At 72.8% G+C, this 24,834-nt stretch carries 23 protein-coding genes; 3 read left to right on the forward strand and 20 right to left on the reverse strand.

All coding sequences use genetic code 11. The annotated features are described in order from the left end of the window. Window positions 1-56: 56 nt before the first annotated feature. A complete protein-coding gene (gene rpsD, locus L6E17_RS02375; RefSeq protein ID WP_236239105.1) occupies window positions 57-671 on the reverse strand; it encodes a 30S ribosomal protein S4 in 615 nt (204 codons plus the stop codon). 191 nt (window positions 672-862) lie between these two features. On the opposite strand from rpsD, the gene L6E17_RS02380 reads away from it, so the two are divergent. Beyond that, window positions 863-1,648, forward strand: a complete 786-nt coding sequence (locus tag L6E17_RS02380) for a DUF2470 domain-containing protein (protein WP_236239613.1) — start codon at window positions 863-865, stop codon at window positions 1,646-1,648. 29 nt (window positions 1,649-1,677) lie between these two features. Here the strand turns inward: L6E17_RS02380 and L6E17_RS02385 are convergent, their stop codons facing one another. From L6E17_RS02385 to L6E17_RS02400, 4 genes are all read right to left on the reverse strand, one after another. Beyond that, complete coding sequence (locus tag L6E17_RS02385; RefSeq protein ID WP_236239106.1) at window positions 1,678-3,036, reverse strand: replication-associated recombination protein A; 1,359 nt, start codon at window positions 3,034-3,036, stop codon at window positions 1,678-1,680. A gap of 69 nt (window positions 3,037-3,105) precedes the next feature. After that, on the reverse strand, window positions 3,106-3,726 hold the full coding sequence (locus tag L6E17_RS02390) for a vitamin K epoxide reductase family protein (protein ID WP_236239107.1): 621 nt from the start codon (window positions 3,724-3,726) through the stop codon (window positions 3,106-3,108). Between the two features lie 180 nt (window positions 3,727-3,906). Further along, a complete protein-coding gene (hisS, locus tag L6E17_RS02395; protein WP_236239108.1) occupies window positions 3,907-5,169 on the reverse strand; it encodes a histidine--tRNA ligase in 1,263 nt (420 codons plus the stop codon). 12 nt (window positions 5,170-5,181) lie between these two features. Further along, window positions 5,182-5,889: an MBL fold metallo-hydrolase gene (locus tag L6E17_RS02400; protein ID WP_236239109.1), complete on the reverse strand. Its 708-nt coding sequence runs from the start codon at window positions 5,887-5,889 to the stop codon at window positions 5,182-5,184. A gap of 153 nt (window positions 5,890-6,042) precedes the next feature. Between L6E17_RS02400 and L6E17_RS02405 the strand changes: the two genes are divergently transcribed. Beyond that, window positions 6,043-6,828, forward strand: a complete 786-nt coding sequence (locus L6E17_RS02405; RefSeq protein WP_236239110.1) for a peptidylprolyl isomerase — start codon at window positions 6,043-6,045, stop codon at window positions 6,826-6,828. 237 nt (window positions 6,829-7,065) lie between these two features. Continuing rightward, window positions 7,066-8,295, forward strand: a complete 1,230-nt coding sequence (locus L6E17_RS02410; RefSeq protein ID WP_236239111.1) for a DUF349 domain-containing protein — start codon at window positions 7,066-7,068, stop codon at window positions 8,293-8,295. Between the two features lie 89 nt (window positions 8,296-8,384). Here L6E17_RS02410 and L6E17_RS02415 read toward each other — a convergent pair whose 3' ends face one another. From L6E17_RS02415 to pgsA, 15 genes are all read right to left on the reverse strand, one after another. Next, a complete protein-coding gene (locus L6E17_RS02415; protein ID WP_236239112.1) occupies window positions 8,385-10,925 on the reverse strand; it encodes a bifunctional (p)ppGpp synthetase/guanosine-3',5'-bis(diphosphate) 3'-pyrophosphohydrolase in 2,541 nt (846 codons plus the stop codon). A 172-nt stretch (window positions 10,926-11,097) separates the two neighbouring features. Further along, on the reverse strand, window positions 11,098-11,640 hold the full coding sequence (locus L6E17_RS02420; protein WP_236239113.1) for an adenine phosphoribosyltransferase: 543 nt from the start codon (window positions 11,638-11,640) through the stop codon (window positions 11,098-11,100). Then, window positions 11,637-12,716: a protein translocase subunit SecF gene (gene secF, locus L6E17_RS02425; protein ID WP_236239114.1), complete on the reverse strand. Its 1,080-nt coding sequence runs from the start codon at window positions 12,714-12,716 to the stop codon at window positions 11,637-11,639. Before secF ends, L6E17_RS02420 begins: the two co-directional genes overlap by 4 nt. 1 nt (window position 12,717) lies before the next feature. Beyond that, window positions 12,718-14,547 (reverse strand): protein translocase subunit SecD, encoded by a 1,830-nt coding sequence (gene secD, locus L6E17_RS02430; RefSeq protein WP_236239115.1) that lies wholly within the window; start codon window positions 14,545-14,547, stop codon window positions 12,718-12,720. A 147-nt stretch (window positions 14,548-14,694) separates the two neighbouring features. Continuing rightward, window positions 14,695-15,180 carry a preprotein translocase subunit YajC gene (gene yajC / locus L6E17_RS02435; protein WP_308315810.1) on the reverse strand — a complete coding sequence of 162 codons (486 nt, stop codon included), beginning with the start codon at window positions 15,178-15,180 and terminating at the stop codon, window positions 14,695-14,697. A gap of 212 nt (window positions 15,181-15,392) precedes the next feature. Then, complete coding sequence (gene ruvB / locus L6E17_RS02440) at window positions 15,393-16,484, reverse strand: Holliday junction branch migration DNA helicase RuvB (RefSeq protein WP_236239116.1); 1,092 nt, start codon at window positions 16,482-16,484, stop codon at window positions 15,393-15,395. Window positions 16,485-16,533: 49 nt separating this feature from the next. Then, window positions 16,534-17,151: a Holliday junction branch migration protein RuvA gene (ruvA, locus tag L6E17_RS02445; protein WP_236239117.1), complete on the reverse strand. Its 618-nt coding sequence runs from the start codon at window positions 17,149-17,151 to the stop codon at window positions 16,534-16,536. Continuing rightward, on the reverse strand, window positions 17,148-17,681 hold the full coding sequence (gene ruvC, locus L6E17_RS02450; RefSeq protein WP_236239118.1) for a crossover junction endodeoxyribonuclease RuvC: 534 nt from the start codon (window positions 17,679-17,681) through the stop codon (window positions 17,148-17,150). The genes ruvA and ruvC overlap by 4 nt, the downstream gene beginning before the upstream one ends. Window positions 17,682-17,876: 195 nt before the next feature. Continuing rightward, window positions 17,877-18,626 (reverse strand): YebC/PmpR family DNA-binding transcriptional regulator, encoded by a 750-nt coding sequence (locus tag L6E17_RS02455; protein WP_236239119.1) that lies wholly within the window; start codon window positions 18,624-18,626, stop codon window positions 17,877-17,879. A gap of 62 nt (window positions 18,627-18,688) precedes the next feature. Then, window positions 18,689-19,282, reverse strand: coding sequence for a pyridoxal 5'-phosphate synthase glutaminase subunit PdxT (pdxT, locus tag L6E17_RS02460; RefSeq protein WP_236239120.1), 594 nt, complete (start codon window positions 19,280-19,282; stop codon window positions 18,689-18,691). Window positions 19,283-19,288: 6 nt separating this feature from the next. After that, entirely contained in the window at window positions 19,289-20,209 is a 921-nt protein-coding gene (gene pdxS, locus L6E17_RS02465) for a pyridoxal 5'-phosphate synthase lyase subunit PdxS (RefSeq protein WP_308315811.1), read from the reverse strand. An 843-nt stretch (window positions 20,210-21,052) separates the two neighbouring features. Beyond that, the gene (locus L6E17_RS02470) at window positions 21,053-21,601 is read right to left on the reverse strand and encodes a hypothetical protein (RefSeq protein ID WP_236239121.1); all 549 of its coding nucleotides are present in this window, start codon (window positions 21,599-21,601) and stop codon (window positions 21,053-21,055) included. A 300-nt stretch (window positions 21,602-21,901) separates the two neighbouring features. Then, window positions 21,902-23,065 (reverse strand): glycosyltransferase family 4 protein, encoded by a 1,164-nt coding sequence (locus tag L6E17_RS02475; RefSeq protein WP_236239122.1) that lies wholly within the window; start codon window positions 23,063-23,065, stop codon window positions 21,902-21,904. Next, entirely contained in the window at window positions 23,062-23,994 is a 933-nt protein-coding gene (locus L6E17_RS02480) for a phosphatidylinositol mannoside acyltransferase (protein WP_236239123.1), read from the reverse strand. The genes L6E17_RS02475 and L6E17_RS02480 overlap by 4 nt, the downstream gene beginning before the upstream one ends. Further along, window positions 23,991-24,722 (reverse strand): phosphatidylinositol phosphate synthase, encoded by a 732-nt coding sequence (gene pgsA, locus L6E17_RS02485; RefSeq protein WP_236239616.1) that lies wholly within the window; start codon window positions 24,720-24,722, stop codon window positions 23,991-23,993. The genes L6E17_RS02480 and pgsA overlap by 4 nt, the downstream gene beginning before the upstream one ends. Window positions 24,723-24,834 lie beyond the last annotated feature (112 nt).

The raw sequence follows: 24,834 nt of genomic DNA on the forward strand, positions 1-24,834 counted from the left end.
CCCGGTCCCGCGGGGGCCGGGCGCGCCGGGTTCGCGGTACGGGTACCGCGCCCGGGTCAGCGGGCGTAGTACTCGACGACGAGCTGCTCGTCGCAGACGACCGGGATCTCCTTGCGGTTCGGCTCGCGGTCGAGGCGGAAGGCCAGGGCCTTCAGGTTGACCTGCAGGTAGCGCGGGGTCTCGCCGTCGGGGGCGAAGCCACCCTCGCGGGCGACCTGGAACAGGGTCTTGCTGCGCGAGCGCTCGCGGACCATCACGACGTCGTCCGGGCGGACGCGGAAGGACGGCTTGTCGACCTTCTGGCCGTTGACCTGGATGTGGCCGTGGACGACCATCTGGCGGGCCTGGTAGATGGTGCGGGCGATGCCCGAGCGCAGGACCAGGGCGTCGAGGCGGCGCTCCAGCTCGACCACCAGGGCCTCGCCCGTCTTGCCCTCGGCCTTCTTGGCGCGGTCGTAGGCGCGGGCCATCTGGCGCTCGCTGATGTCGTACTGGGCGCGCAGGCGCTGCTTCTCCAGCAGACGGACCTTGTAGTCCGAGTTCTGCTTGCGTCCGCGGCCGTGCTCGCCCGGCGGGTACGGACGGGCCTCGAAGTACTTGACGGCCTTCGGCGTCAGCGCGATGCCGAGCGCACGGGACTTCTTGACCTTGGGACGCGACTGGTTAGGCACGTTCTCCAGACCTCCGAAATAGGTTAGGTTAGGCTCACCTTACTCAAGGAGATCGCATGTCTCGCCCTGGGAACACCACACGCATCACGGACGGCAGCACGAAGAACGATGCCTCTCAGCAGGGCATCGACGTGACGGAGGTCCGATCAGCTCATGGTCAGCCGCGTCCCAGCGGGCCAGAAACCGCCCGGATGCCGTCAGCAGCCGAGCGCACACGAACTCTCGTACAGGGTACATGCTCCGCGGCGCTGCTCGTCCCGGGGCCCGCGGCGCCCGGCCCGGACCAGCAGCTTCCCGACCCGCTCCCGCTCCACCTCCAGCCCGACGCCCGCGCGGTGGGCCCGGACGGCGAGGTCCTGCTGCTGTACCCGGCGGACTCCCCGGCCGTACGGGCCGCCACCCACGCCCAGGACGACGAGCTGCCCGCCGTGCTGGAGCTCACGGACGTGGCACCGGTCGCCGTCCCCCACCGTATCCGCGCCCGCGCCTGGGTGCGCGGCTGGCTCACCACCGTGCCCGGCTTGGCCGAACCCGGCCACATGATGCTGCGCCTGGAGGTCGGCGAGGTGTACGTCGACGACCTGTGGGGAGCCGGACCCGTCGACCCGGAGGACTTCGCCCGCGCCGCACCCGACCCGCTCAGGCAGCACGAGACGGAGCTGCTCCAGCACCTGGCGGCCGCCCACGGCGACCGGATGGCGACGCTGGCCTCCCTGCTGGGGGACCGCGCCGGCCACGGGGACGCGGCGGTGCGGAGCACGGTGCCGCTGGCCCTGGACCGCTTCGGGCTGCGGGTGCGCTGCCGGGACGCCGCGGCGCGCTCCTTCGACGCGCGCTTCGACTTCCCCGAGCCGGTGAGGGACGTGCACGGGCTGCGGCGCGCCATGCACCGGCTCTTCGGCGAGGCCGCCGCCGCCCACGACGCGAGGACGCCCGCCGGCGGGGAGGCGGAAGGCGGGCCGGGGCAGCGCGCCTGAGCCCTGCCCCCGCGGCGCGGCCGCGCACCTCAGGCGCCGCTCTCGCCGCGCAGCCGCTCGCGCACCTTCTCCACCACGTCGGCGTACCGCGCCTCGGCGCCGTAGCGGGTCGGCCGGTAGTACCGCCGGTCCTGGATCGCGTCGGGTGCGTACTGCTGGGCGGCGATCCCGCCCGGCACGTCGTGCGGGTACACGTACCCCTGGGCGTGGCCCAGCGAGGCCGCGCCCTTGTAGTGGCCGTCTCGCAGGTGGGCGGGGACCGGCCCGGCCAGCCCTTCCCGCACGTCCGCCCGGGCCGCCTGGATCGCGAGCGTCGCCGCGTTCGACTTCGGGGCCAGCGCGAGGGCGATCGTGGCGTGGCTGAGGGTGAGCGCCGCCTCGGGGAAGCCGATCATCGCCACCGCCTGCGCCGCCGCGACCGCCAGCGGCAGCGCCGTCGGGTCGGCGAGCCCGATGTCCTCGCTCGCCGAGATCATCAGCCGGCGCGCGATGAACCGCGGGTCCTCGCCCGCCTCGATCATCCGCGCCAGGTAGTGCAGGGCCGCGTCCGCGTCGGAGCCGCGGATCGACTTGATCAGGGCGCTCGCCACGTCGTAGTGCTGGTCGCCGTCCCGGTCGTAGGCCACCGCCGCCCGGTCCACCGCCGCCTCCAGCGTCGCCAGGCTGATCTCCTGCTCACCGAGGGCGAGCGCGGCCCCCGCCGCGGCCTCCAGCGCCGTCAGCGCCCGCCGCGCGTCCCCGCCCGCGACCCGCAGCAGGTGCGCCTCGGCGTCCTCGGGCAGCGTGACGGCGCCGCCCAGCCCGCGCTCCTCGGTCAGGGCCCGGTGCAGCAGTCCGCGCAGGTCGTCGTCGGTGAGCGGCTCCAGGGTGAGCAGCAGGGAGCGGGACAGCAGCGGCGAGATCACCGAGAAGTACGGGTTCTCGGTGGTCGCGGCGATCAGGGTGACCCAGCGGTTCTCCACGGCGGGCAGCAGCGAGTCCTGCTGCGCCTTGCTGAACCGGTGGATCTCGTCCAGGAACAGGACGGTCTCCTTGCCGAAGCCGCCCGCCGCGCGCCGGGCCCCGTCGATCACGGCCCGGACCTCCTTGACGCCCGCGGTGATCGCGGACAGCTCCACGAACCGCTTGTCGGTGGCCTTGGACACCACGTATGCGAGCGTCGTCTTGCCGATGCCGGGCGGGCCCCACAGGATCACGGACGAGGAGCCCGCCGGTCCCCGGCCGCCCTCGCCGACCAGCCGCCGCAGCGGCGACCCCGGCTTCAGCAGGTGCCGCTGGCCGACCACCTCGTCGAGGGTGCGCGGGCGCATCCGGACGGCCAGGGGGCTGCTCGACGGGTCCTTCTCCTGGCGTTCCTCTGCTGCGGCGGTGAAAAGATCGGGCTCCACGCCATGAAGCCTAAGCGAGCCCGCCGACAGTCCCGCCCGGCCGGCCGCCGCCCCGGCGGGCTCCCGGGGTCAGCTCGTCCAGAGCAGGTCCCACCAGCGGGTCAGGATCAGCATGACGATGATCCCGATGTGCAGGACGGGCACGACCCACGTGAACTCGTCGAAGAAGCGCCGCAGCCACCCCGGCGCGGGCAGCACGCCCTTGCGCACGTTGAACGAGGTGACGTACCAGAACATCACGATCGTCGCGGCCCAGGCGAGGCAGCACCACAGGCACAGCGAGTTGATGACGTACAGGGACTGCTGCATCAGCCAGGTGCAGAAGCCCACACCGAAGAGCATGCCGCCGTTGAGGCCGAGCCAGTACCAGCGGCGGTAGCGGGCGCCCGCGAGCAGCCCGGCGCCGATCGCGACGACCATGCCGTACGTGACCAGGCCGAGCATCGGGTTCGGGAAGCCGAAGACCGAGGCCTGCTCGCTCTTCATGATGTTCCCGCACGACACGATCGGGTTGAGGCTGCAGCCGGGGACGAAGTCCGGGTCCTCCAGCAGCTTGAACTTGTCGAGCGTGATGATCCACGCGGCGAGCAGCCCCGCGGCACCGGTGACGACGAGCATCCAGGAGAACGCCCTGCTCGCACCGAGCGCGCGCGAGTCCGGGGACACGGTGTCTGCAACTGCTTTCGTCATCACGGCCGTTCCGTCGATGGGTCTGCTGCGGGGCGTCGGGGCGCCGTGGTCATTGTGCCGGACGCGGCACGGCGTGCGCCGTTCGATGCGGATAAAGAGCGGCCGGAAACAGCCGCCGAGGGCGGGCGCCCGCACGGCGCCCGCCCTCGTGCGCCCGGGAGCGCGGTGACGGCGGGCGGCTCAGGCCAGCTTCCCGCGCAGCGTGTCCGTGAGCGCGTCCAGCGCGACCGCCTCCTGCTCGCCGGACTCCATGTCCTTGAGCTGGACCACGCCTTCCGCGAGGTCGCGCTCGCCCGCGATCACCGTGAAGCGGGCGCCCGAGCGGTGCGCCGCCTTCATGCCGGCCTTCATGCTCTTGCCGCCGTACGCCATGTCCGTGGCGACACCGGCCTTGCGCAACTCGGTGACCAGCGCGAACACCCGCCGCTTGGCGTCCTCTCCGAGTGCCACGGCGAACACGTCGGTTGCGGCCGGGATGTCCAGGACGACGCCCTCGGCCTCCAGCGCCAGGACCGTGCGGTCCACGCCGAGGGCCCAGCCGACGGACGGCAGCGCCGGGCCGCCGATCATCTCGGACAGGCCGTCGTAGCGGCCGCCGCCGCCGACCGCGGACTGCGAGCCGAGGCCGTCGTGGACGAACTCGAACGTCGTGCGCGTGTAGTAGTCCAGGCCCCGCACCAGCTTCGGGTCGTCCTCGAAGGCCACGCCCGCCGCCGCCAGCAGCTCGCGCACCTCCTCGTGGTACGCCTTGCACGCGTCGCACAGGTAGTCGCGCAGCAGCGGCGCGCCGACCAGCTGCTTCTGCACCTCGGCCCGCTTGTCGTCGAGGACCCGCAGCGGGTTGATGTCGATGCGGCGCCGGGTGTCCTCGTCGAGGTCGAGGCCGCGCAGGAAGTCCTGGAGGGCCGCCCGGTAGACGGGGCGGCACTCCTGGTCGCCCAGCGAGTTGAGCAGGATGCGGAACTCGCGCAGGCCCAGCGAGCGGTACGCCTGGTCGGCCAGGATGATCAGCTCGGCGTCCAGGGCCGGGTCCTCGGCGCCGATCGCCTCGGCGCCCACCTGGGAGAAGTGGCGGTAGCGGCCCTTCTGCGGGCGCTCGTAGCGGTAGTACGAGCCGGAGTACCAGAGCTTGACGGGCAGGTTGCCGGCCTTGTGGAGGCTGGCCTCCAGCGCGGCGCGCAGCACGGAGGCGGTGCCTTCGGGGCGCAGGGCCAGCTGGTCGCCGCCCTTCGTCTCGAAGGCGTACATCTCCTTGGTCACGATGTCGGTGGACTCGCCCACGCCCCGCGCGAACAGCTCGACGTTCTCGAAGCCGGGCGTCTCGACGTAGCCGTAGCCGGACCTCCGCAGCGGCGCGGCGATGGCCTCGCGCACGGCCAGGAACGTGGCGGAATCGGGGGGCAGAAGGTCGTACGTGCCCTTGGGGGCCTTGAAGGTGCTCACGGAAGTCTCTCGTCACATTCCTCGTCGGGGAGCCTGGGCGCTCCCGAGGCCGGCGGCCACCTGCCGCAGATAGGGGTTGGTGGCGCGCTCGTGGCCGATGGTCGTCTGGGGGCCGTGGCCGGACAGGACCACGGTCGAGTCGTCGAGCGGCAGGACCACGCGGCCCAGCGAGTCGAGCATCTCGGCCATGTCACCGCCCGGCAGGTCGGTGCGTCCGATGGAGCCGGCGAAGAGCAGGTCGCCCGAGAAGAAGACCGGCGGGATGTCCGCGGCCTCGGGCAGCCCGAAGGTCACCGACCCCTTGGTATGGCCGGGCGCGTGCGCGACGGTGAGCTCCAGCCCCGCCAGCTCCAGGCGGGCGCCGTCGGTGAGCTCGTGGACGTCGTCCGGCTCCCCCACGGTCAGCTCCCCCATGAGCGGCATGCCGATGGACCGGCCCAGGGCTTTCTCCGGGTCGCTCATCATGTAGCGGTCGGCCGGGTGGATCCAGGCGGGCACGTCGTGGGCCCCGCAGACCGGGACGACGGAGGCGACGTGGTCGATGTGGCCGTGCGTGAGCACGACGGCGACCGGCTTGAGCCGATGCTTCCTGAGCGTCTCCTCGACTCCCTGCGCGGCCTGGTGGCCCGGATCGATGATCACGCACTCCTCACCGGCGGCGGGGGCGACCAGGTAGCAGTTGGTCCCCCAGGCCCCGGCGGGGAACCCGGCAATAAGCACGATCGTCCTCAGAATGTCGTCGGCGGGTCGGCCTTCGGAAGAAATGCAGCAGATCAGAGCCTACCGGCGCTGCTCATTCCCCGGCCAACCCGTATACGGTACGGGCACACCAGCCCCAGCCCTGCACATCAGACGTACGAGGAGACAGACCCGGTGGTCAGCAGCGATCAGCGACGGCGGCAGGCCGCGAGGAAGAGGTACGAGCGCCAGCAGCAGCGACGCAGGGAGGCCCAGCAGAAGGCCAGGCGTCGCAACGCGGTGATCGCGGGCGCCCTGACCGTCGTCCTCGCCGCGAGCGCGGGCGCGTACGCGTCGGGGGTGCTGGGCGGCGGCAAGGAGGACAAGGCGGCGGCCGGTGCGAGCGGGGAGCCCACGCCGAGCGCTCCGGAGAAGTCGCCGGAGCCGTCGATGGCCATCGACACGAAGGCCGCCTACACCATGGCGCTGAAGACGAACCACGGCGACATCACCATCGCGATGGACGCCGCCAAGGCGCCGCGCACGGTGAACTCCTTCTCGTACCTCGCCGGCAGGAAGTTCTTCGACGACACGACCTGCCACCGCCTCACGACCAAGCCGGCGAGCATCTTCGTCCTCCAGTGCGGCGACCCGGAGGGCACGGGCTACGGCAACCCGGGCTACGAGCTGCCCGACGAGAACCTGGACTCCCTGGGCAAGGCCGGCGCCGACGGCATGGTCACGTACAAGGCCGGCACGGTGGCCATGGCCAACAGCGGGCCGAACACGGCGGGCAGCCAGTTCTTCCTCGTGTACGAGGACAGCAAGCTGCCTCCGGGCTTCACGCCCTTCGGCACCATGGACGAGGCGGGGCTGAAGGCCGTGCGGAAGGTCGCCGAGGGCGGCGCCGAGGGCAGCGCCGGCGACGGCGCCCCGAAGAAGCCGGTCACGATCGAGCAGGCGACCGTGACCAGGAAATGACCTGCGTCTCCCGCGTCCCCCGGTGAAGACCGGGGAACACGGGGGGCCGGGGGAATTGTGTGCCGACGAGTGCGGACAGCCGGGCGGCGGTTCGCCTAGATTGGCGTTGTGCAGCGCGTACGGGGGCCTGTGGGACCCGGTGCGTGCGCCGTGGAGGACGGGCGAGGCCCGTCCGGGACAACCGTGGACGATGCCCAGGGGGGATTCCCCTCATCGGCATCATGTGGAGGAGGCGCTGTGAGCAGCGACCCGTGGGGCCGCGTCGACGAGACGGGCACCGTGTACGTGCGTACCGCCGACGGCGAGAAGGTCGTCGGATCGTGGCAGGCGGGCACCCCCGAGGAGGCCCTGGCCTACTTCGAGCGCAAGTACGAGGGCTTGGTGGTCGAGATCGGCCTCCTCGAACGGCGGGTGAAGACCACCGACCTGTCCGCGAAGGACGCGATGGCGGCGATCGAGCACCTGCGCACGCAGGTGGACGAGCACCACGCGGTCGGTGACCTCGACGCGCTCGCCAAGCGGCTCGACCGGCTCGTCGAGCGGGTGGAGGCGCGCCGCGAGGAGCGCAAGGCGAAGAAGGCCCAGCAGACGGAGGAGGCGCGGCGCGCCAAGGAGGAACTGGTCGCGGAGGCCGAGCAGCTCGCGCAGAGCGAGCAGTGGCGCGCGGCCGGTGAGCGGCTGCGGGCGCTGGTGGACACCTGGAAGGGCCTGCCGCGGCTGGACCGGAAGTCCGACGACGAGCTGTGGCACCGGTTCTCGCACGCCCGGTCGGCGTTCTCCAAGCGCCGCAAGGCGCACTTCGCGGCGCTGGACTCCCAGCGTGAGGACGCCCGGCGGGTCAAGGAGCGGCTGGCCGCGGAGGCCGAGGCGCTGCAGGACTCCACCGACTGGGGGGCGACGGCCGCCCGCTACCGCGAGCTGATGGCGGAGTGGAAGGCCGCGGGCCGTGCACAGCGCGAGCACGAGGACGCCCTGTGGAACCGCTTCCGCGGTGCGCAGGACGTGTTCTTCGCGGCGCGCGGTGCCGTGTTCGCCGAGCGGGACGCGGAGCAGGCGGAGAACCTCAAGCTGAAGGAGGAGCTCGCCGCCGAGGCCGAGAAGCTGGTGCCGGTGTCGGACCTGAAGGCGGCGCGGGCCGCGTTCCGGGAGATCAACGAGCGCTGGGAGGCCATCGGCCACGTGCCGCGCGACGCCCGGTCGAAGGTCGAGGGCCGGATGCACGCAGTGGAGCGGGCGCTGCAGGAGGCCGAGGAGACCGAGTGGCGCCGCACCAACCCGGAGGCCCGGGCGCGGGCCGCGGGTCTGACGGGGCAGCTCCAGGACGCCGTGGACAAGCTGCGGGCGCAGGTCGACGCGGCGCGTGCGGCCGGCAACGACGCGAAGGCCGACAAGCTGGCGCGTGAGCTGGAGGGCCGGCAGGCGCTGCTGGACCAGGCCCTGAAGGGTCTGCGGGAGTTCGGCGGCTGAAGCCGCGCCGGGGACGGGCGCCGCCGCAGCCCCCGGTGCTCGGCGTGCGACGGGCGGGTCGGACGTGTCGTCCGGCCCGCCCGTCGCCGTCAGGGCCTGCGGGCGGACGTCACGCGGTACACGTCGTAGACGCCTTCCACGCCCCGGACCGCCTTCAGGACGTGGCCCAGGTGCTTGGGGTCGCCCATCTCGAAGGTGAAGCGGGAGGTGGCCACCCGGTCGCGGGACGTCTGGACGGCCGCCGACAGGATGTTGACGTGCTGGTCGGACAGGACGCGGGTGACGTCCGACAGCAGCCGGGAGCGGTCCAGCGCCTCCACCTGGATGGCGACGAGGAACACCGACGACTGGGTGGGGGCCCACTCGACGTCGAGCATCCGCTCGGGCTGCTGCGCGAGGGAGTCGACGTTGACGCAGTCGGCGCGGTGCACCGACACGCCGCTGCCGCGGGTGACGAAGCCGATGATGGGGTCGCCGGGCACGGGGGTGCAGCAGCGGGCCAGCTTCACCCACACGTCGTCGACGCCCTTGACGACGACGCCCGGGTCGGCCTTGGAGCGGCGCTTGCCGCGGCCGCGGGCCGGGGGCGCCGTCTCCGCGATGTCCTCGGTGGCGGCTTCCTCCCCGCCCAGCGCCTGCACGAGCTTCTGGACGATGGACTGGGCCGTGACGTGGCCCTCGCCGATCGCCGCGTACAGCGAGGAGATGTCGCTGTAGCGCATCTCGTGGGCGAGGGTGACCAGGGAGTCGCCGGTGAGGATGCGCTGGATCGGCAGGTTCTGCTTGCGCATCGCGCGGGCTATGGCGTCCTTGCCCTGCTCGATGGCCTCGTCGCGGCGCTCCTTGGAGAACCAGGCGCGGATCTTGTTGCGGGCCCGGGGTGACTTGACGAAGCCGAGCCAGTCGCGGGACGGGCCGGCGCCGGCGGCCTTGGAGGTGAAGACCTCCACCAGGTCGCCGTTGTCGAGCGTGGACTCCAGCGGCACCAGGCGGCCGTTGACCCTGGCCCCTATGGTGCGGTGGCCGACCTCGGTGTGGACGGCGTACGCGAAGTCGACCGGGGTGGCCCCGGCGGGCAGGGCGATGACGTCGCCCTTGGGGGTGAAGACGAAGACCTCGTTGCGGGACAGGTCGAAGCGGAGGGACTCCAGGAACTCGCCCGGGTCCTCGGTCTCCTTCTGCCAGTCGAGCAGCTGCCGCAGCCACGCCATGTCGTTGACGGCGGCCGCGTCCTTGCCCCTTCCGCTGCCGGCCCGCGGGGTGTCGGTGCGGACCTTGGAGGCGCCGGCGACGGCGTCCTGCTTGTACTTCCAGTGCGCGGCGATGCCGTACTCGGCGCGGCGGTGCATGTCGAAGGTGCGGATCTGCAGTTCGACGGGCTTGCCGCCGGGGCCGATGACCGTCGTGTGGAGCGACTGGTACATGTTGAACTTCGGCATCGCGATGTAGTCCTTGAACCGGCCGGGGACCGGGTTCCATCGCGCGTGGATGGTGCCGAGGGCGGCGTAGCAGTCGCGGACGGTGTCGACGAGGACGCGGATGCCGACCAGGTCGTAGATCTCCGCGAAGTCCCGGCCGCGGACAATCATCTTCTGGTAGACGCTGTAGTAGTGCTTGGGGCGGCCGGTGACGGTGGCCTTGATCCGGGCGGCCCGCAGGTCGGCCTGCACCTCGTCGGTGACGATGGCGAGGTACTCGTCGCGCTTGGGGGCGCGCTCGGCGACGAGCCGCACGATCTCGTCGTACATCTTGGGGTAGAGGATCGCGAAGGCGAGGTCCTCCAGCTCCCACTTGATGGTGTTCATGCCCAGGCGGTGGGCGAGCGGCGCGTAGATCTCCAGGGTCTCGCGGGCCTTCTGCTCCTGCTTCTCCCGCTTGAGGTAGCGCATGGTGCGCATGTTGTGCAGGCGGTCCGCGAGCTTGATGACGAGGACCCGGGGGTCCTTGGCCATGGCGACGACCATCTTGCGGACGGTCTCCGCCTGCGCGGCCTCGCCGAACTTGACCTTGTCGAGCTTGGTGACCCCGTCGACGAGGAGCGCGACCTGGTCGCCGAAGTCGCGGCGCAGGTCCTCCAGGCCGTATTCGGTGTCCTCGACGGTGTCGTGCAGGAGCCCGGCCATGAGCGTGGCGGGGTCCATGCCGAGCTCGGCGAGGATCGTGGTGACGGCGAGGGGGTGCGTGATGTACGGGTCGCCGCTCTTGCGCTTCTGTCCGCGGTGCCAGCGCTCGGCGACCTGGTAGGCGTGCTCGATCTGGCGGAGCGTGGCCGTCTCGATCTTCGGGTCGTTGCTGCGGACTATGCGCAGCAGCGGTTCGAGGACCGGGTTGTACGTCGTGGAGCGCTGCACGCCGAGGCGGGCCAGGCGGGCGCGGACGCGGCTGGAGGAGCCGCTGGTGCGGCTCGGCGCGGTCGGCGCGGGCTTGGCGGGCGGTGCGGGCTTGGGGGCCGGGGCGCCCGGCTTGGCCGTGGGCCCGGGGGCGGAGCGCGCGGTGCGGGGCGCGGCCGCGGGCGGGGTGCCGTCTGCGCCCCTGTCCGGTGGCGTGGCGGAGGTCGCCGCGGCTTTCTGTGCCTGGTCGGCCCGCTGGTCGGGGGTCGCGGCGGAGAGTGGCTTGACCTCGTCTGGCAAGGGCGCTCCTCGTGCGGGTCCGGGTCCCCCGGTGAGTCCCGGAAATCCCATGGTATCGACCCCGGGCGCCCCTCTCGCCCCGGGCGGGCCCCCCGACAACACGGGACGGGCACCCGGGGGTACCCGGATGCCCGTCCCGTGGGCGTCTGCCGTGTCCGCGGCCGCGGCGGCGTCAGACGGTGATCAGCGCCTCCAGCGGGGCTCCGCGCAGTGCGGGCTCCAGCCGGCTGCGGCCGGCGAGGAAGCCGAGCTCCATCAGGACGGCGACGCCGGCGACGTCGGCGCCGGCCCGGCGGATGAGCTCCAGCGACGCTTCCGCGGTGCCGCCGGTGGCGAGGACGTCGTCGATGACGAGGACGCGGTCGCCCGCGGCCAGGTCCTCGGCGTGGACCTCGATCTCGGCGGTGCCGTACTCCAGCTCGTACGCCTGCCGGAGCGTGGCGCCCGGAAGCTTGCCCGCCTTGCGGACGGGCACGAACCCGACCTGGGCGGTGACGGCCACGGGGGCGGCGAGGATGAACCCGCGCGCCTCCAGGCCGACGATCTTCGTGGCGCCGTACCGGGTGCACAGCTCGGCGAAGGCACCGGTGAGCGCGGCGAAGGCGACCGGGTCCGCGAGCAGCGGCGTGATGTCCTTGAACACCACGCCGGGCTTGGGGTGGTCGGGGACGTCGCGGATCCGGCTGAGCAGCAGGTCGCGGGTGGCGGTCGTCATCCCCTGCTCCCGGTGGGGCGTCCGCCGCGGCGGGCGCGCTGGCCGGCGAGCGCGGTGGCGGCGCCCTCGGGCAGGTCGGCGGCACCCGGCTCGTCGCCGTCCTTGGCCGCGCCCGCGGCCCGCTTGGCGAGGACGCGCTTGCGCAGGGCCTTGATCTGCGGGTCGCGTTCCTTGAAGTCCGCGACCAGAGGCGTGGCGATGAAGATCGACGAGTACGCGCCCGCGGCGAGGCCGACGAACAGCGACAGCGAGATGTCGTTCAGCATGCCCGCGCCGAGGAAGCCGCCGCCGATGAAGAGCAGGCCGGCCACCGGCAGCAGCGCCACGACGGTGGTGTTGATGGAGCGGACCAGGGTGCCGTTGAGGCTCCGGTTCGCCATCTCGCTGTAGGTGAAGCGGGTCTGCTTGGTGATGTCCTTCGACCCCTCCTTGAGACCGTCGAAGACGACGACGGTGTCGTAGAGGGAGTAGCCGAGGATGGTCAGCAGACCGATCACGGTGCCGGGGGTGACCTCGAACCCGACGAGGGAGTACACGCCGACCGTGATGGTGAGGTCGTGGACGAGGGCGATGAGGGCGGCGAGCGCCATGCGCCACTCGAAGGCGATCGCGAGGTAGATCACCACGAGGATCATGAAGACCGCGAGGCCGGTCCACGCCTTGTTGGCGATCTGCGCGCCCCAGCTGGGACCGACCAGCTCGGCGGTGATGCTCTCCTCGGAGACGCCGAGGCCGTCGGCGATCTCGCCCTTGATGTCGTTGGCCCGCTGGGTGTCCAGGTCGGCGACCTGGATGCGCATGGTGCCGTTGCCGAGCTTCTGGACGATGCTGCCGTGCCCGGCGGCCTCCTCCGTGATGTCCTGCGCCTGGGCGACGGAGACCGGGGTGGCGGGGGTCGTGAAGACCGCGCCGCCCCGGAACTCGATGCCCATGTTCAGGCCGCGCACGCCGAGGGCGACGATGGCGGTGATGGTGATCAGGATCGAGACCCCGTACCACAGCTTGCGCTTGGCGACGAAGTCGTAGCCGACCTCACCGCGGTAGAGACGGGCGCCGAGATTTCCGAGTCGCGACATCTCACGCCTCCTTCGGTTCGGTCAGGGCGGACGCGGGGCGGCGGGTGCGCCGCAGCGGCGGCTGCGCGCCGAGCCGCTTCGGGTCGAGGCCGGACCAGGGGTGCTGTCCGCCGAAGAACTTGCCGCGGGCCAGGAGCGTCATGAGCGGCTTGGTGAAGAAGAACACCACGACGACGTCCAGGGCCGTGGTCAGGCCGAGGGTGAAGGCGAAGCCCTGCACCTTGCCGACGGTGACGACGAACAGCACCGCGGCGGCCAGGAACGACACGAAGTCGGAGACCAGGATCGTGCGCCGGGCACGCGGCCAGGCCCGCTCGACGGCCGGTCGCAGGGTGCGGCCCTCGCGGATCTCGTCGCGGATGCGCTCGAAGTACACGATGAACGAGTCCGCGGTGATACCGATGGCGACGATGGCGCCGCAGACCGCGGGCAGGTTCAGCGCGAAGCCGATGGCCGGGCCGAGCAGCGACATGATCGTGTAGGTGAGGACCGCGGACACGCCCAGGGAGGCGATGGCGACCAGCGCCAGGCCCCGGTAGTAGACCAGCAGGTAGATGATGACCAGCGCGAGGCCGATGGCGCCCGCGATGAGGCCGGCGCGCAGCTGCTCGCTGCCGAGCGCGGGCGTCACGGTGTCGACGGACTGCTCGTGGAAGGTGAGGGGCAGGGCGCCGTAGGACAGGATGTTGCCGAGGTCCTGGGCGCTCTTCTGGTTGAAGCTGCCGGAGATCTCCGCCTGGCCGCCGGTGATCGCCTGGTCCACGGACGGCGCGGAGACCACCTCGCCGTCGAGGACGATGGCGAACCGGTTGTTCGGGTCGGCCTGGCCGGCCAGCTTGCTCGTGGTGTCGGCGAACTTCTTGCTGCCGGAGCCGGTGAACTCCAGCTGGACGATCCACTGGCCGCGGGTGGGGTCGAGGACGCCCTGGGCGTCGTCGACGTCCTTGCCGTCCACCTCGGCCGGGCCGAGGATGTACTTCTCCCACAGGCCCTGCGGGTTCTCGCCGCAGGCCACGATCGGCTCTTCGGGCTTCACGTTCTTGCTCACCGCGACGCGCTGCTTCTCGTCGGTGCACTTCAGCTCGGTGAACCGGGCCTGGAGGGCGGCGTCAGCGGTGGGGTCGGCGCTCGGGGAGACCGCGGGCGCGGGCAGCTGGGGCGCCGACGCGCTGGGGGCCGGGGCGCCGGGGGCGTCCGCGGACGCCCCGGGGCTGGGGGCCTTCGCCAGGGCGTCGGTGACCGCGCGGCCCTGAGTGGTGGCGCCGGCCGAGGGCGCGGCGGACTCGTCCTTCTGCGCGTCCTTGTCGGGCGCGGAGGCGGACGGGGAACCGCTCGCGGACGGGCTGGGAGAACCGCTGGCGGAGGGGCTGGGAGAACCGCTGGGAGAACCGCTGCCGGAGGGCTGGGGTGCCTCGGGCTCGCTCAGGGCGACCGCCAGGACGGGGCGGAAGAACAGCTGCGCTGTGGTGCCCACCTGCTGGCGCGCCTGCTCCTGGTCCGTCCCCTTGGGGATGTTCACGATGATGTTCTCGCGGCCCTGGGTCTGGACCTCGGCCTCCTGAACACCCAGACCATTGACACGGCGCTCGATGATGCCGACCGCCGTGGCCATGTTGGTCTCGTTGACGGCGCTTTCCTTGCCGGGCTCGGCCTCCGCCTTCAGCGTGATCGTCGTACCGCCGGCCAGGTCGATGCCCAGCCGCGGCGTGGTGTGACCGGACCAGAACATGCCGCCGGTCAGCGCGACCATCGCGATCAGGATCAGGACCAGGACACGCCCTGGCCTTCCCTGGCCCCCCGACGGCCTTCTGCCCTTCTTCGGTGCTGCCACCTTGTCGTTTCTCCCTGTCCAACCGCCCCGCGCCGGTGTGCGCGGGGCGGCCACGAAGTGTGTGTGGGGACCTGCCCCCGCAGCTGCAGATGTGGACGCGGTCAGGGGACCCGGGGCGCGGTGGCGCCCCGGGTCCCCCGTCCACGCCTACTTCGCGTCGGTCCCGCCGTCGCCCTTGCCGTCCTTGCGCGCGGCGTCGGCCTCGTCGGCGTCCGCCTTCTTCGTCAGGTCCGGCTTGGCGTCGTCCTCGGCCCGGCCGGCGTCGGAGGACTCGATCAGCGAGGAGGCGTCGTCCGGCACGGCGGGCAGGTCGTCGCTGCCCAGGTCACCGCTGGTGGCCGAGTCCGTCTCGCCGTGGACGATGCGGTTGTACTCCTCGTCGTCGAGGACGGCGCCGATCGCGTTCTTCGCGTAGACGGCGTGGACGCCGGGGGCGACCTCGAGGAGGACCGTGTCGTCGCCGACCTCCTTGACGGTGGCGTACATCCCCCCGATGGTCCGCACACCGGTTCCGGGCTGCATGCTGTTGCGCATCTGCGCCGCCTGCTGCTGCTTCTTCTTCGCAGAGCGGGTCATCAGGAACATGGCCCCGATCAGCACGATGAAGGGGAGAAGGGTGACGAGATTGTCCACGGGACAGATTTCCTTCGCACGACCGCGCTGGCGAGCGGCCTGGTCTACGGGGGTGGGCACGCCGACCTGAAAGGGCGGCATCGGCGGAGTCTAGGCGAGTCCGCATGGATGGAACAACGCCCAGCATCGCACCACGGTTCCCGACCGGGCGAGCGTCCGCGCCGTCACATGAAGGTCACGCTGCTGTCACCGCTCCCCGGGCGTGCCTGCCGTCACCCGCCGAACAGTCCCTGCTGGCCGCCGGGCGCCTGGCCCTGCGGAGGCACGAGTCCCAGGTGGGCCCAGGCGGCGGGGGTGGCGACGCGGCCCCTGGGCGTGCGGGCCAGCAGCCCCTCCCGTACGAGGAAGGGCTCGGCGACCTCCTCGACCGTCTCGCGCTCCTCCCCCACGGCCACGGCCAGGGTGGACAGGCCGACGGGCCCCCCGCCGAACAGCTTGAGCAGGGCCTCCAGCACCGCGCGGTCGAGCCGGTCGAGGCCGCGTCCGTCGACCTCGTACACGGCGAGGGCGGTCGCGGCGACCTCGCGGGTGATCACTCCGTCGGCCCTGACCTGCGCGTAGTCGCGGACGCGGCGCAGCAGCCGGTTCGCGATGCGGGGGGTGCCGCGGGAGCGCCCGGCGATCTCGGCGGCGCCCTCGGCGCCGATCTCGACGTCGAGGAGCCGGGCGGAGCGGTGGATCACCCGCTCCAGCTCGGCAGGGGAATAGAACTCCATGTGGGCGGTGAAGCCGAAGCGGTCGCGCAGCGGCGGCGGCAGCAGGCCGGCCCGCGTGGTGGCGCCGACCAGGGTGAAGGGCGGCAGTTCGAGGGGGATGGCGGTGGCGCCGGGCCCCTTGCCGACGATGACGTCGACGCGGAAGTCCTCCATCGCCATGTACAGCATCTCCTCGGCGGGCCGGGACATGCGGTGGATCTCGTCGAGGAACAGCACCTCGCCCTCCTGGAGGGAGGAGAGGATCGCGGCGAGGTCGCCGGCGTGCTGGATGGCGGGACCGGAGGTGATGCGGATGGGGGCGCCCATCTCCGCGGCGATGATCATGGAGAGGGTGGTCTTGCCGAGGCCGGGGGCGCCGGAGAGCAGCACGTGGTCGGCGGTGGCGCCGCGGGCGCGGGCGGCCTTGAGGACGAGGTCGAGCTGCTCGCGCACCTTCTCCTGGCCGATGAACTCGTCCAGGTCCTTGGGGCGCAGCGCGGCCTCGACGGCCTGGTCCTCGCGGTCGGCGACCGAGCCCACCAGCCGGTCGGCGGCGGGGCCGGCGGACCGCTCGGCGGCGGTCGTGCCGCTCGTGTCGTCCCAGTTCACGGGTGTTCTCCTCGCAGTGGCGGGCCGGGGTCGTGCGGGGGCGGGCGGCTCAGCGGGCCCGGTTGAGGGTCTGCAGCGCCGCTGAGGAGCCGGCCGACCTGCGGTGCGCCGCCGCCGCCTCGGCCTGCGGGGCCACCGCGGTGACGGCTTCCTCCGCCTCGCGGGGCGCGTAGCCGAGGCCGACCAGGGCGGCGTGCAGCTGGTCGCGCCAGGGGGGCGGCGCGGCGGCGACCGCCGCGGTCCCTGCGGCTGCGGGGGTGCCGAGGGGGGTGCCGAGCCGGTCCTTCAGCTCCAGCAGGAGTTTCTGCGCGCCCTTCTTGCCGATGCCGGGCACGGCGGTCAGTGCCTTCTCGTCGCCTGACGCGACCGCGGCGCGCAGGGCGTCCGGGCTGTGCACGGCGAGCATGGCCTGGGCGAGGCGCGGGCCCACACCGCTGGCGGTCTGGAGGAGCTCGAAGACCTGCCGCTCGTCGTCGTCCGCGAAGCCGTACAGGGTGAGGGAGTCCTCGCGGACCACCAGCGAGGTGTGCAGCACGGCCTGCTGACCGATCGTCAGGCGGGCGAGGGTGTTCGGGGTGCACTGGACGGCCATGCCGACGCCGCCGACCTCGACCACGGCGGTGGTGGGGGCGAGGGCAGCGACCTGGCCCGTCACGAAGGCGATCATGCGGTGCGGCCTTTCAGAGCTCGGTGCGCGGCGACCGCCTGCTGGAGGCGGTTCTGTGCGGGGGCGCGCCAGATGTGGCAGATGGCGAGGGCGAGGGCGTCGGCGGCGTCGGCCGGCTTCGGTGGCGCGTCGAGCCGCAGCAGCCGGGTCACCATCGCCCCGACCTGGGCCTTGTCGGCGCGGCCTGTGCCGGTGACGGCGGCCTTGACCTCGCTGGGGGTGTGCAGGGCGACGGGGATGCCGCGGCGGGCGGCGCACAGCATGGCGACCGCGCTGGCCTGGGCGGTGCCCATCACCGTACGGACGTTGTGCTGGCTGAAGACGCGCTCCACGGCGACCCGTTCGGGCCGGTGGGCGTCGAGCCACTCCTCGATGCCCCGTTCGACGGCGATGAGGCGGTCGGGGGTCTCGGCGTCGGCGGAGGTGCGGACCACTCCGACGCCGAGCATGGTCAGCGGCCGTCCTGCGACGCCCTCGACGACGCCGATCCCGCAGCGGGTCAGCCCCGGGTCCACCCCCAGCACACGCACGTCAGCCTCCCTGGTCCTTCTGTTCGTGCAGGCTATCGGGTGCCACTGACAACGCGGCGGGCCGACGGGGTGTGTTCCCGTCGGCCCGCCGCGTCGCGCCGGCGGCCGTGTCCGGCCGGCCGGCCCTGCTGCCTCAGTGTCGCCGGCGCCGTGGCGCCGCCCGCCCGGCGGTGCCGGACGTCGTGCTCCGCGACCTCAGTCGATGGCCGCCATGACCTCGTCGGTCACGTCGAAGTTCGCGAAGACGTTCTGCACGTCGTCGCTGTCCTCCAGCGCGTCGATGAGCTTGAAGATCTTCTTCGCGCCTTCCTCGTCCAGCTGGACCTGCATGGTCGGGACGAAGCTGGAGTCCGCCGAGTCGTAGTCGATCCCGGCCTCCTGGAGGGCGGTGCGGACCGCGACCAGGTCGGTGGCCTCGCTGATCACCTCGAAGTTCTCACCGAGGTCGTTGACCTCCTCGGCACCCGCGTCGAGGACCGCGCCCAGCACGTCGTCCTCGGTCAGCTCGCCCTTGGGGACGATCACGACGCCCTTGCGGTTGAACAGGTACGACACGGAGCCCGGGTCGGCCATGGAGCCGCCGTTGCGGGTCATGGCGACGCGGACGTCCGAGGCGGCGCGGTTGCGGTTGTCGGTGAGGCACTCGATGAGCACCGCGACGCCGTTCGGGCCGTAGCCCTCGTACATGATCGTCTCGTAGTCCACGCCGCCGGCCTCCAGGCCGCCGCCGCGCTTGACCGCGGAGTCGATGTTCTTGTTCGGGACGGACTGCTTCTTCGCCTTCTGGATGGCGTCGAAGAGCGTGGGGTTGCCCTCGGGGTCGGCGCCGCCGGTGCGGGCCGCGACCTCGATGTTCTTGATCAGCTTCGCGAAGAGCTTGCCGCGCTTGGCGTCGATCACGGCCTTCTTGTGCTTCGTCGTAGCCCATTTAGAGTGGCCGGACATCTGCCTGTCTCCTTCGCGTAACCAAATTCAGAACGAACCCCAGAGATCCTACCGGGATCTGCTCAGAGGGCGGCGCGCACCATGTCGACGAACAGCGCGTGCACCCGGTGGTCGCCGGTCAGTTCGGGATGGAACGACGTGGCGAGGGCGTTGCCCTGGCGGACGGCGACGATGTGGCCGTCGTACTCGGCGACGACCTCGGCCGCGGCACCGACCGACTCGACCCACGGGGCGCGGATGAAGACGCCCTCCACCGGACCGCCCTCGATGCCGGCGACGTCCACGCCCGCCTCGAAGGACTCGTTCTGCCGGCCGAACGCGTTGCGCCGGACGATCATGTCGATGCCGCCGAAGGTCTCCTGGCCCGAGCGCGGGTCGAGGATCTTGTCGGCGAGCATGATCAGGCCGGCGCAGGTGCCGTACACGGGCATGCCGGCCGCGATGCGCGCGCGCAGGGGCCCGGCCATGCCGAAGAGGTCGGCCAGCTTGGAGATGGTGGTGGACTCGCCGCCGGGGATGACGAGGCCGTCGACCTGGGCGAGTTCCTCGGGGCGCCGGACCGGCCTGGCCACGGCGTCCGCCGCGGCCAGGGCGATCAGGTGCTCCCGTACGTCGCCCTGGAGGGCCAGGACGCCGATCACGGGGGTGGTGCTCATCGGTGCTTACCAGCCCCGGTTCGCGTAGCGCTCGGCCTCGGGCAGGGTGTCGCAGTTGATGCCGACCATGGCCTCGCCGAGGTTGCGGGACGCGTCCGCGATGATCTTCGGGTCGTCGTAGAAGGTGGTGGCCTTCACGATGGCGGCGGCGCGCTTGGCCGGGTCGCCGGACTTGAAGATGCCGGAGCCGACGAAGACGCCCTCGGCGCCCAGCTGGCGCATCAGCGCGGCGTCGGCCGGGGTGGCCACACCGCCGGCGGAGAACAGGACGACCGGGAGCTTGCCGAGCTCGGCGACCTCCTTGACGAGCTCGTACGGGGCGCGCAGCTCCTTGGCGGCGGCGTACAGCTCGTTGTTGTCGAAGCCGCGCAGCTTGGCGATCTCGTTCTTGATCTGGCGCAGGTGGCGGACGGCCTCGACGACGTTGCCGGTGCCGGCCTCGCCCTTGGAGCGGATCATGGCCGCGCCCTCGGCGATGCGGCGCAGGGCCTCGCCCAGGTTGGTGGCGCCGCAGACGAAGGGGGTGGTGAACGCCCACTTGTCGGAGTGGTTGACCTCGTCGGCCGGGGTGAGCACCTCGGACTCGTCGATGTAGTCGACACCCAGGGACTGCAGGACCTGCGCCTCGACGAAGTGGCCGATGCGGGACTTGGCCATGACCGGGATGGAGACGGCGTTGATGATGCCCTCGATCATGTCCGGGTCGGACATGCGGGCGACGCCGCCGTCCTTGCGGATGTCGGCGGGCACGCGCTCCAGGGCCATGACGGCGACGGCGCCGGCGTCCTCGGCGATCTTGGCCTGCTCCGGCGTGACGACGTCCATGATCACGCCGCCCTTGAGCTGCTCGGCCATGCCGCGCTTGACGCGCGCGGTGCCAGTCGCCGGGGACTCGGTGGACTGCGGGGTGGTGGGCGTGGTGGACACGGAGGACCTCACTCGGAAAACGGGGCGGGGTCCCGGCGGTTCGGGGCCCCAGACAACACACCGAGCAAACAGCGCCGGACCAGTCCACATCAAGGGCCAATGGTGAGACGGTGGCTCGTTTTGCGGAAAACACCAGGTGGGGCCGGCACCGGCATCCGCCGCGGCCGCCGGCCCCGCACCCGCACCGACCGGGGCCCTCGCCCGACCGGGGCCACCGGCCGCCCCGGGAAGCGGACCGCACGCGACACCGCCTGTACGGGCCGCTGCCCGCCGCGCGGAGCAGCCACGCCTGGCGGGCGGCGACCGCCCGCCGGCAAGGGACCGAGGCGGAGGCTGAGCGCCGGGCAGAGGGGGGCGGCGGCGGCCTGCGGGGGCCGGGTAGAGGGGGCGACAGCGGCCCGCGGGGGCCGAGCAAGGGTGTGGCGCGGCAGCCACCCGCAAGCACCGGGCACAGGAGGCAGCAGCCACCCCGACGGCCGGGCGGAGGAAGCGGAGGCACCCCGAGGGCCCAGCGGAGGGCACGCCGGGCACCCGCAAGCACCGGGCAGAGGAGGCGGAGGCCAGCGGCCCTCTTGCAGGACCAAAGATGACGGGGTGCGCCGGTCGCCCGCGGACGGCAAACGGAGGGGGCGGCTGACCGCAGGTACGGGGCCGCAGCAGACGCGGGGGCCGTGAAGAGAAGCGGCGACCGCATCCCCGGGGCCAGGCCGGGAAGAGGGCAGGGCCCGGAAGAGGAGCGGCGACCGCATCCCCGGGGCCAGACCGGGGCAGGGCCCGGAAGAGGAGCGGCCGCATCCCCGGGGGCGGCCGAGAGCAGGGGGCGGCTCACCGCGCCCCGGCGGATCAGCCCTGGGCGGCGCGGTCGGCGAGGGCGGACGGCGGCTCATCGTCCATCTCGAACGCCAGGGGGAACGGCGCGTGCCCCGCCAGCCGGAACCAGCGCACCTTCCGGTGCCTGCGCAGCGCCCGCGCCGCGCGCACCGCGTCGTTGTGGAAGCGCCGCGCCATGGGCACCCGGCGGACCGCGGCGGCCAGCTCGCCGGCCGCCTCCTCGCCGCCCGGGACGCGCCGGACGGCCTCCACCTGCTCCGGCTCGCCGAAGACCGCGCGCAGCGCCTGGCTGAGCTCGCTCTCGGCGACCTCCCGCTGCTCCTCCTCGGCCTGCCGCGCGGCGTGCGCGGCCTGGTACAGCACGATCGACGCCGCCGGGTCCAGCATCCCGGAGGTGGCCACCTCCTGCGCCACCGACGCCCGCCGCAGCAGCTGCGCGTCGAGCGCGGCCCGGGCGGCGTCGAGCCGGGCGTGCAGGCGGTCGAGGCGGCCCGCGGTCCAGCTCAGGTACAGGCCGATCGCGACGAGGGCGACGGCGATCCAGATCAGGGTGGTCCACACGGACCGACAGGCTACCGGTGCCCCGGCGCGCGCCCTTCCCGCGCGGGGCGTTCACCCGCGGGTCGGCATCCGCAGAGCGCCCCGCCCTCCGGGTGGGGGCGCGCCGCCCAGGCGGCGGCCCGTGCCCCGGAGGCGGCCGACCGGTCGCTCGGGACGCCGCGAGGGCGGAGACCGGGGCAGGTGGCCGGCCAGGCGGATGGCCGACGGGACAGGTGGCCGGACCGGAGCAGGGAAGCCAGAGCATCAGGGAAGGGGGAGAGCAGGCAAGGCGACCGCGGGGAGAGCCGCAGCCGCCGCCCGTCACTCCCGTACGAGCCCCCAGCGGGCCCGGAGCCCGGTCGTGCGCTCGTCCGCGGCGACCGACGCCGCCCCGTCCGTCACCGTCTCGTACACCGCGAGGACGTCCGCCCCCACCGTGGACCAGTCGAAGCGCCGCACGTGCGCGCTGCCCCGGGTGCGCAGTTCCTCGCGCCGGGCCGGGTCGCCCAGCAGCCGGACCGCGGCGTCCGCGAGCGCGTCCGCGTCCTCGTTGGCGAACAGCTCGCCCGCGGCGCCCCCGTCCAGGACCTGCGCGAACGCGTCCAGATCGCTGGCCAGCACCGGTGCGCCCGCCGACAGGGCCTCCACCAGGATGATCCCGAAGCTCTCGCCGCCCGTGTTCGGCGCCACGTACACGTCGACGCTGCGCAGCAGCCGCGCCTTGTCCTCGTCGCTGACCATGCCGAGGAACTCGACCCGGTCGCGGAACTCCGGCGGCAGCGTCGCCACCGCTTCCTTCTCGTCGCCGCGCCCCGCCACCAGCAGCCGCGCCTCGGGGCGGGCCGCGAAGATCTTCGGCAGGGCCCGCATGAGCACGGGCAGGCCCTTGCGGGGTTCGTCGATCCGGCCGATGAAGCCGAGCGTGCCGCCCTGCCACGCCTCCTTCGACTCGGCCCGCGCGAAGAAGTCCACGTCCACGCCGTTCGGGATGACCACCGCGTCCCCGCCGAGGTGCTCGACCAGCGTGCGCCGGGCGTACTCGCTCACCGCGATCCGCGCGCTGATCTTCTCCAGCGCGGGCTGGAGGATCGGGTACGCCGCGATCATCGCCCGCGACCTGGGGTTCGAGGTGTGGAACGTCGCCACGATGGGTCCCTCGGCCGCCCAGCACGCGAGCAGCCCCAGCGACGGGGACATCGGCTCATGGATGTGGATCACGTCGAACGTGCCCTCGTGCAGCCACCGCCGCACCCGCGCCGCCGACAGGAACCCGAAGTTCAGCCGCGCCACCGACCCGTTGTACGGCACCGGCACCGCGCGCCCCGCCGACACCGCGTACGGCGGCAGTGGCGTCTCGTCGTCCGCCGGGGCCAGCACCGACACCTCGTGCCCCCGCCGGATCAGGTCCTCGGCCAGGTCGCGGATGTGGTACTGGACGCCGCCCGGCACGTCCCACGCGTACGGGCAGACGATGCCGATCCTCACGGCTGCCGCCCCTCCGTGCGCCGCGGCGCCTTCGCCGGGTCGAGATCCGCGAGCCACAGCCGCTGCAGCATGTGCCAGTCCTCCGGGTGGTCGGCGATTCCGCCGGCGAACGCGTCCGCCAGCGCCTGCGTCATGACAGACGTCTTCTCCGCCCGGCTGCCTGACTGCGGCACCTCGACCGGCGGGTGCACGCGGCCCCGCATCACCGGCGGTTCGTCGTACCACAGCGTGACCGGCAGCAGCAGCGCCCCGGTCTGCTGGGCCAGCAGCGCCGGCCCGGCGGGCATCCGCGCCCGCTCCCCGAAGAAGTCGACCTCCACACCGGACGCCGACAGGTCCCGGTCCGCGACCAGGCACACCAGCCCGCCCGAACGCAGCCGCCGCGCCAGCGTCCCGAAGGCCGCACCGCCGGTGTGCGGCAGCACCTCCATGCCGAGGGACTCCCGGTACGCCACGAACCGGTCGTACAGGGACTCCGGCTTCAGCCGCTCGGCGACCGTCGTGAACGGCACCCCGAGGGCGCGGGTGGCCCACACGCCCGCCAGATCCCAGTTCGCCAGGTGGGGAAGGGCCAGCACGACCCCGCGCCCGGATTCCAGGCCGTCCGTCAGGTGGTGGAGGTCCTTGGGTTCGAAGGACTCCGCCACCCGCTCCCGGCTCCACGCCGGCAGCCGGAACGACTCCATCCAGTAGCGCATGTACGAGCGCATGCCGGCCCGCGACAGCTCTGCGAGCCGCGCCGGCCCGGCGTCCGGCACCACCCGCGCCAGATTGGCCTCAAGCCGCAGCACGCCCGGGCCGCGCCGCTTCCACGCCGTGTCGGCGATCCGCCGCCCGAGGCCCGCGGCGACCGGCTCGGGCAGCTTCTTCACCGCGCCCCAGCCCAGTCCGTACAACCCGTCCGTCAACCGCTCGCTCACCCGGCTCATGACGTGGCCTCGCTCCCCCTCTGCGTCCCTCCATTGTCCGCGGCGTCCGCCTCCGCCGCCTCACGCCGTACCGTGACCATCCGCTGCCCCAACGTCACCAGGCTGCCCGCGGCCACCAGCCACAGCGCGACGGGCAGCAGCACGTCGACACCCGGGACCCCGAAGGCGTGCAGGCCCGCCAGGCCCGCCGCGACCAGCGACACGACCAGCCGCTCGGCCCGCTCCACCAGCCCGTTCACCGCCACCGGCAGCCCGATGGACTCACCGCGCGCCTTCGTGTACGAGACCACCTGCCCGCTCGCCAGGCAGAAGATCGACACCGCGCACAGCACGTCGTCGTTCCCGCCGCCCGCGTACCACAGCGCGAACCCGCCGAAGATCGCACCGTCCGCGACCCGGTCCAGCGTCGAGTCGAGGAAGGCGCCCCAGCGGCTGGACACCCCCGCCTGCCGCGCCATGTTCCCGTCCACGAGGTCCGAGAACACGAACAGCGTGATCACGATCGTGCCCCAGAAGAACTCCCCCCGCGGGAAGAACACCAGCGCCCCCGCCACGACACCCGCCGTACCGACGAGCGTCACCGCGTCGGGACTCACCCCACGGCGGAGCAGAAACGCGGCGAACGGTGTGAGAACACGCGTGAAGAATGCACGCGCGTACTTGTTCAGCATGGCCTTCCCGAGGGTCCGGAGGTGCCGGGCGGCCCCCACGGCCACCGGCTGGCCCATCGTAGCCACGCGCCACGCCGCGGCACCCCCGGGCACCCGCACGACACCCCGGCCGGACGCGCCGCCGCCCAGGGCACCGGGAGGTGTCCGCCGTATGGACGCGGACCCGACA

Origin of the sequence: Streptomyces sp. CC228A (assembly GCF_021390935.1) — a bacterium.
Taxonomy (GTDB): domain Bacteria; phylum Actinomycetota; class Actinomycetes; order Streptomycetales; family Streptomycetaceae; genus Streptomyces.

Excerpts from the sequence above, each read along its gene's own strand:
- L6E17_RS02380 (WP_236239613.1), top strand. The coding sequence starts at position 863 with ATGCCGTCAGCAGCCGAGCGCACACGAACTCTCGTACAGGGTACATGC.
- L6E17_RS02390 (WP_236239107.1), bottom strand. The coding sequence starts at position 3,726 with ATGACGAAAGCAGTTGCAGACACCGTGTCCCCGGACTCGCGCGCGCTC.
- L6E17_RS02420 (WP_236239113.1), bottom strand. The coding sequence starts at position 11,640 with ATGACGACCGCCACCCGCGACCTGCTGCTCAGCCGGATCCGCGACGTC.
- secF (WP_236239114.1), bottom strand. The coding sequence starts at position 12,716 with ATGTCGCGACTCGGAAATCTCGGCGCCCGTCTCTACCGCGGTGAGGTC.
- ruvA (WP_236239117.1), bottom strand. The coding sequence starts at position 17,151 with ATGATCGCCTTCGTGACGGGCCAGGTCGCTGCCCTCGCCCCCACCACC.
- L6E17_RS02455 (WP_236239119.1), bottom strand. The coding sequence starts at position 18,626 with ATGTCCGGCCACTCTAAATGGGCTACGACGAAGCACAAGAAGGCCGTG.
- pdxT (WP_236239120.1), bottom strand. The coding sequence starts at position 19,282 with ATGAGCACCACCCCCGTGATCGGCGTCCTGGCCCTCCAGGGCGACGTA.
- L6E17_RS02480 (WP_236239123.1), bottom strand. The coding sequence starts at position 23,994 with ATGAGCCGGGTGAGCGAGCGGTTGACGGACGGGTTGTACGGACTGGGC.
- pgsA (WP_236239616.1), bottom strand. The coding sequence starts at position 24,722 with ATGGGCCAGCCGGTGGCCGTGGGGGCCGCCCGGCACCTCCGGACCCTC.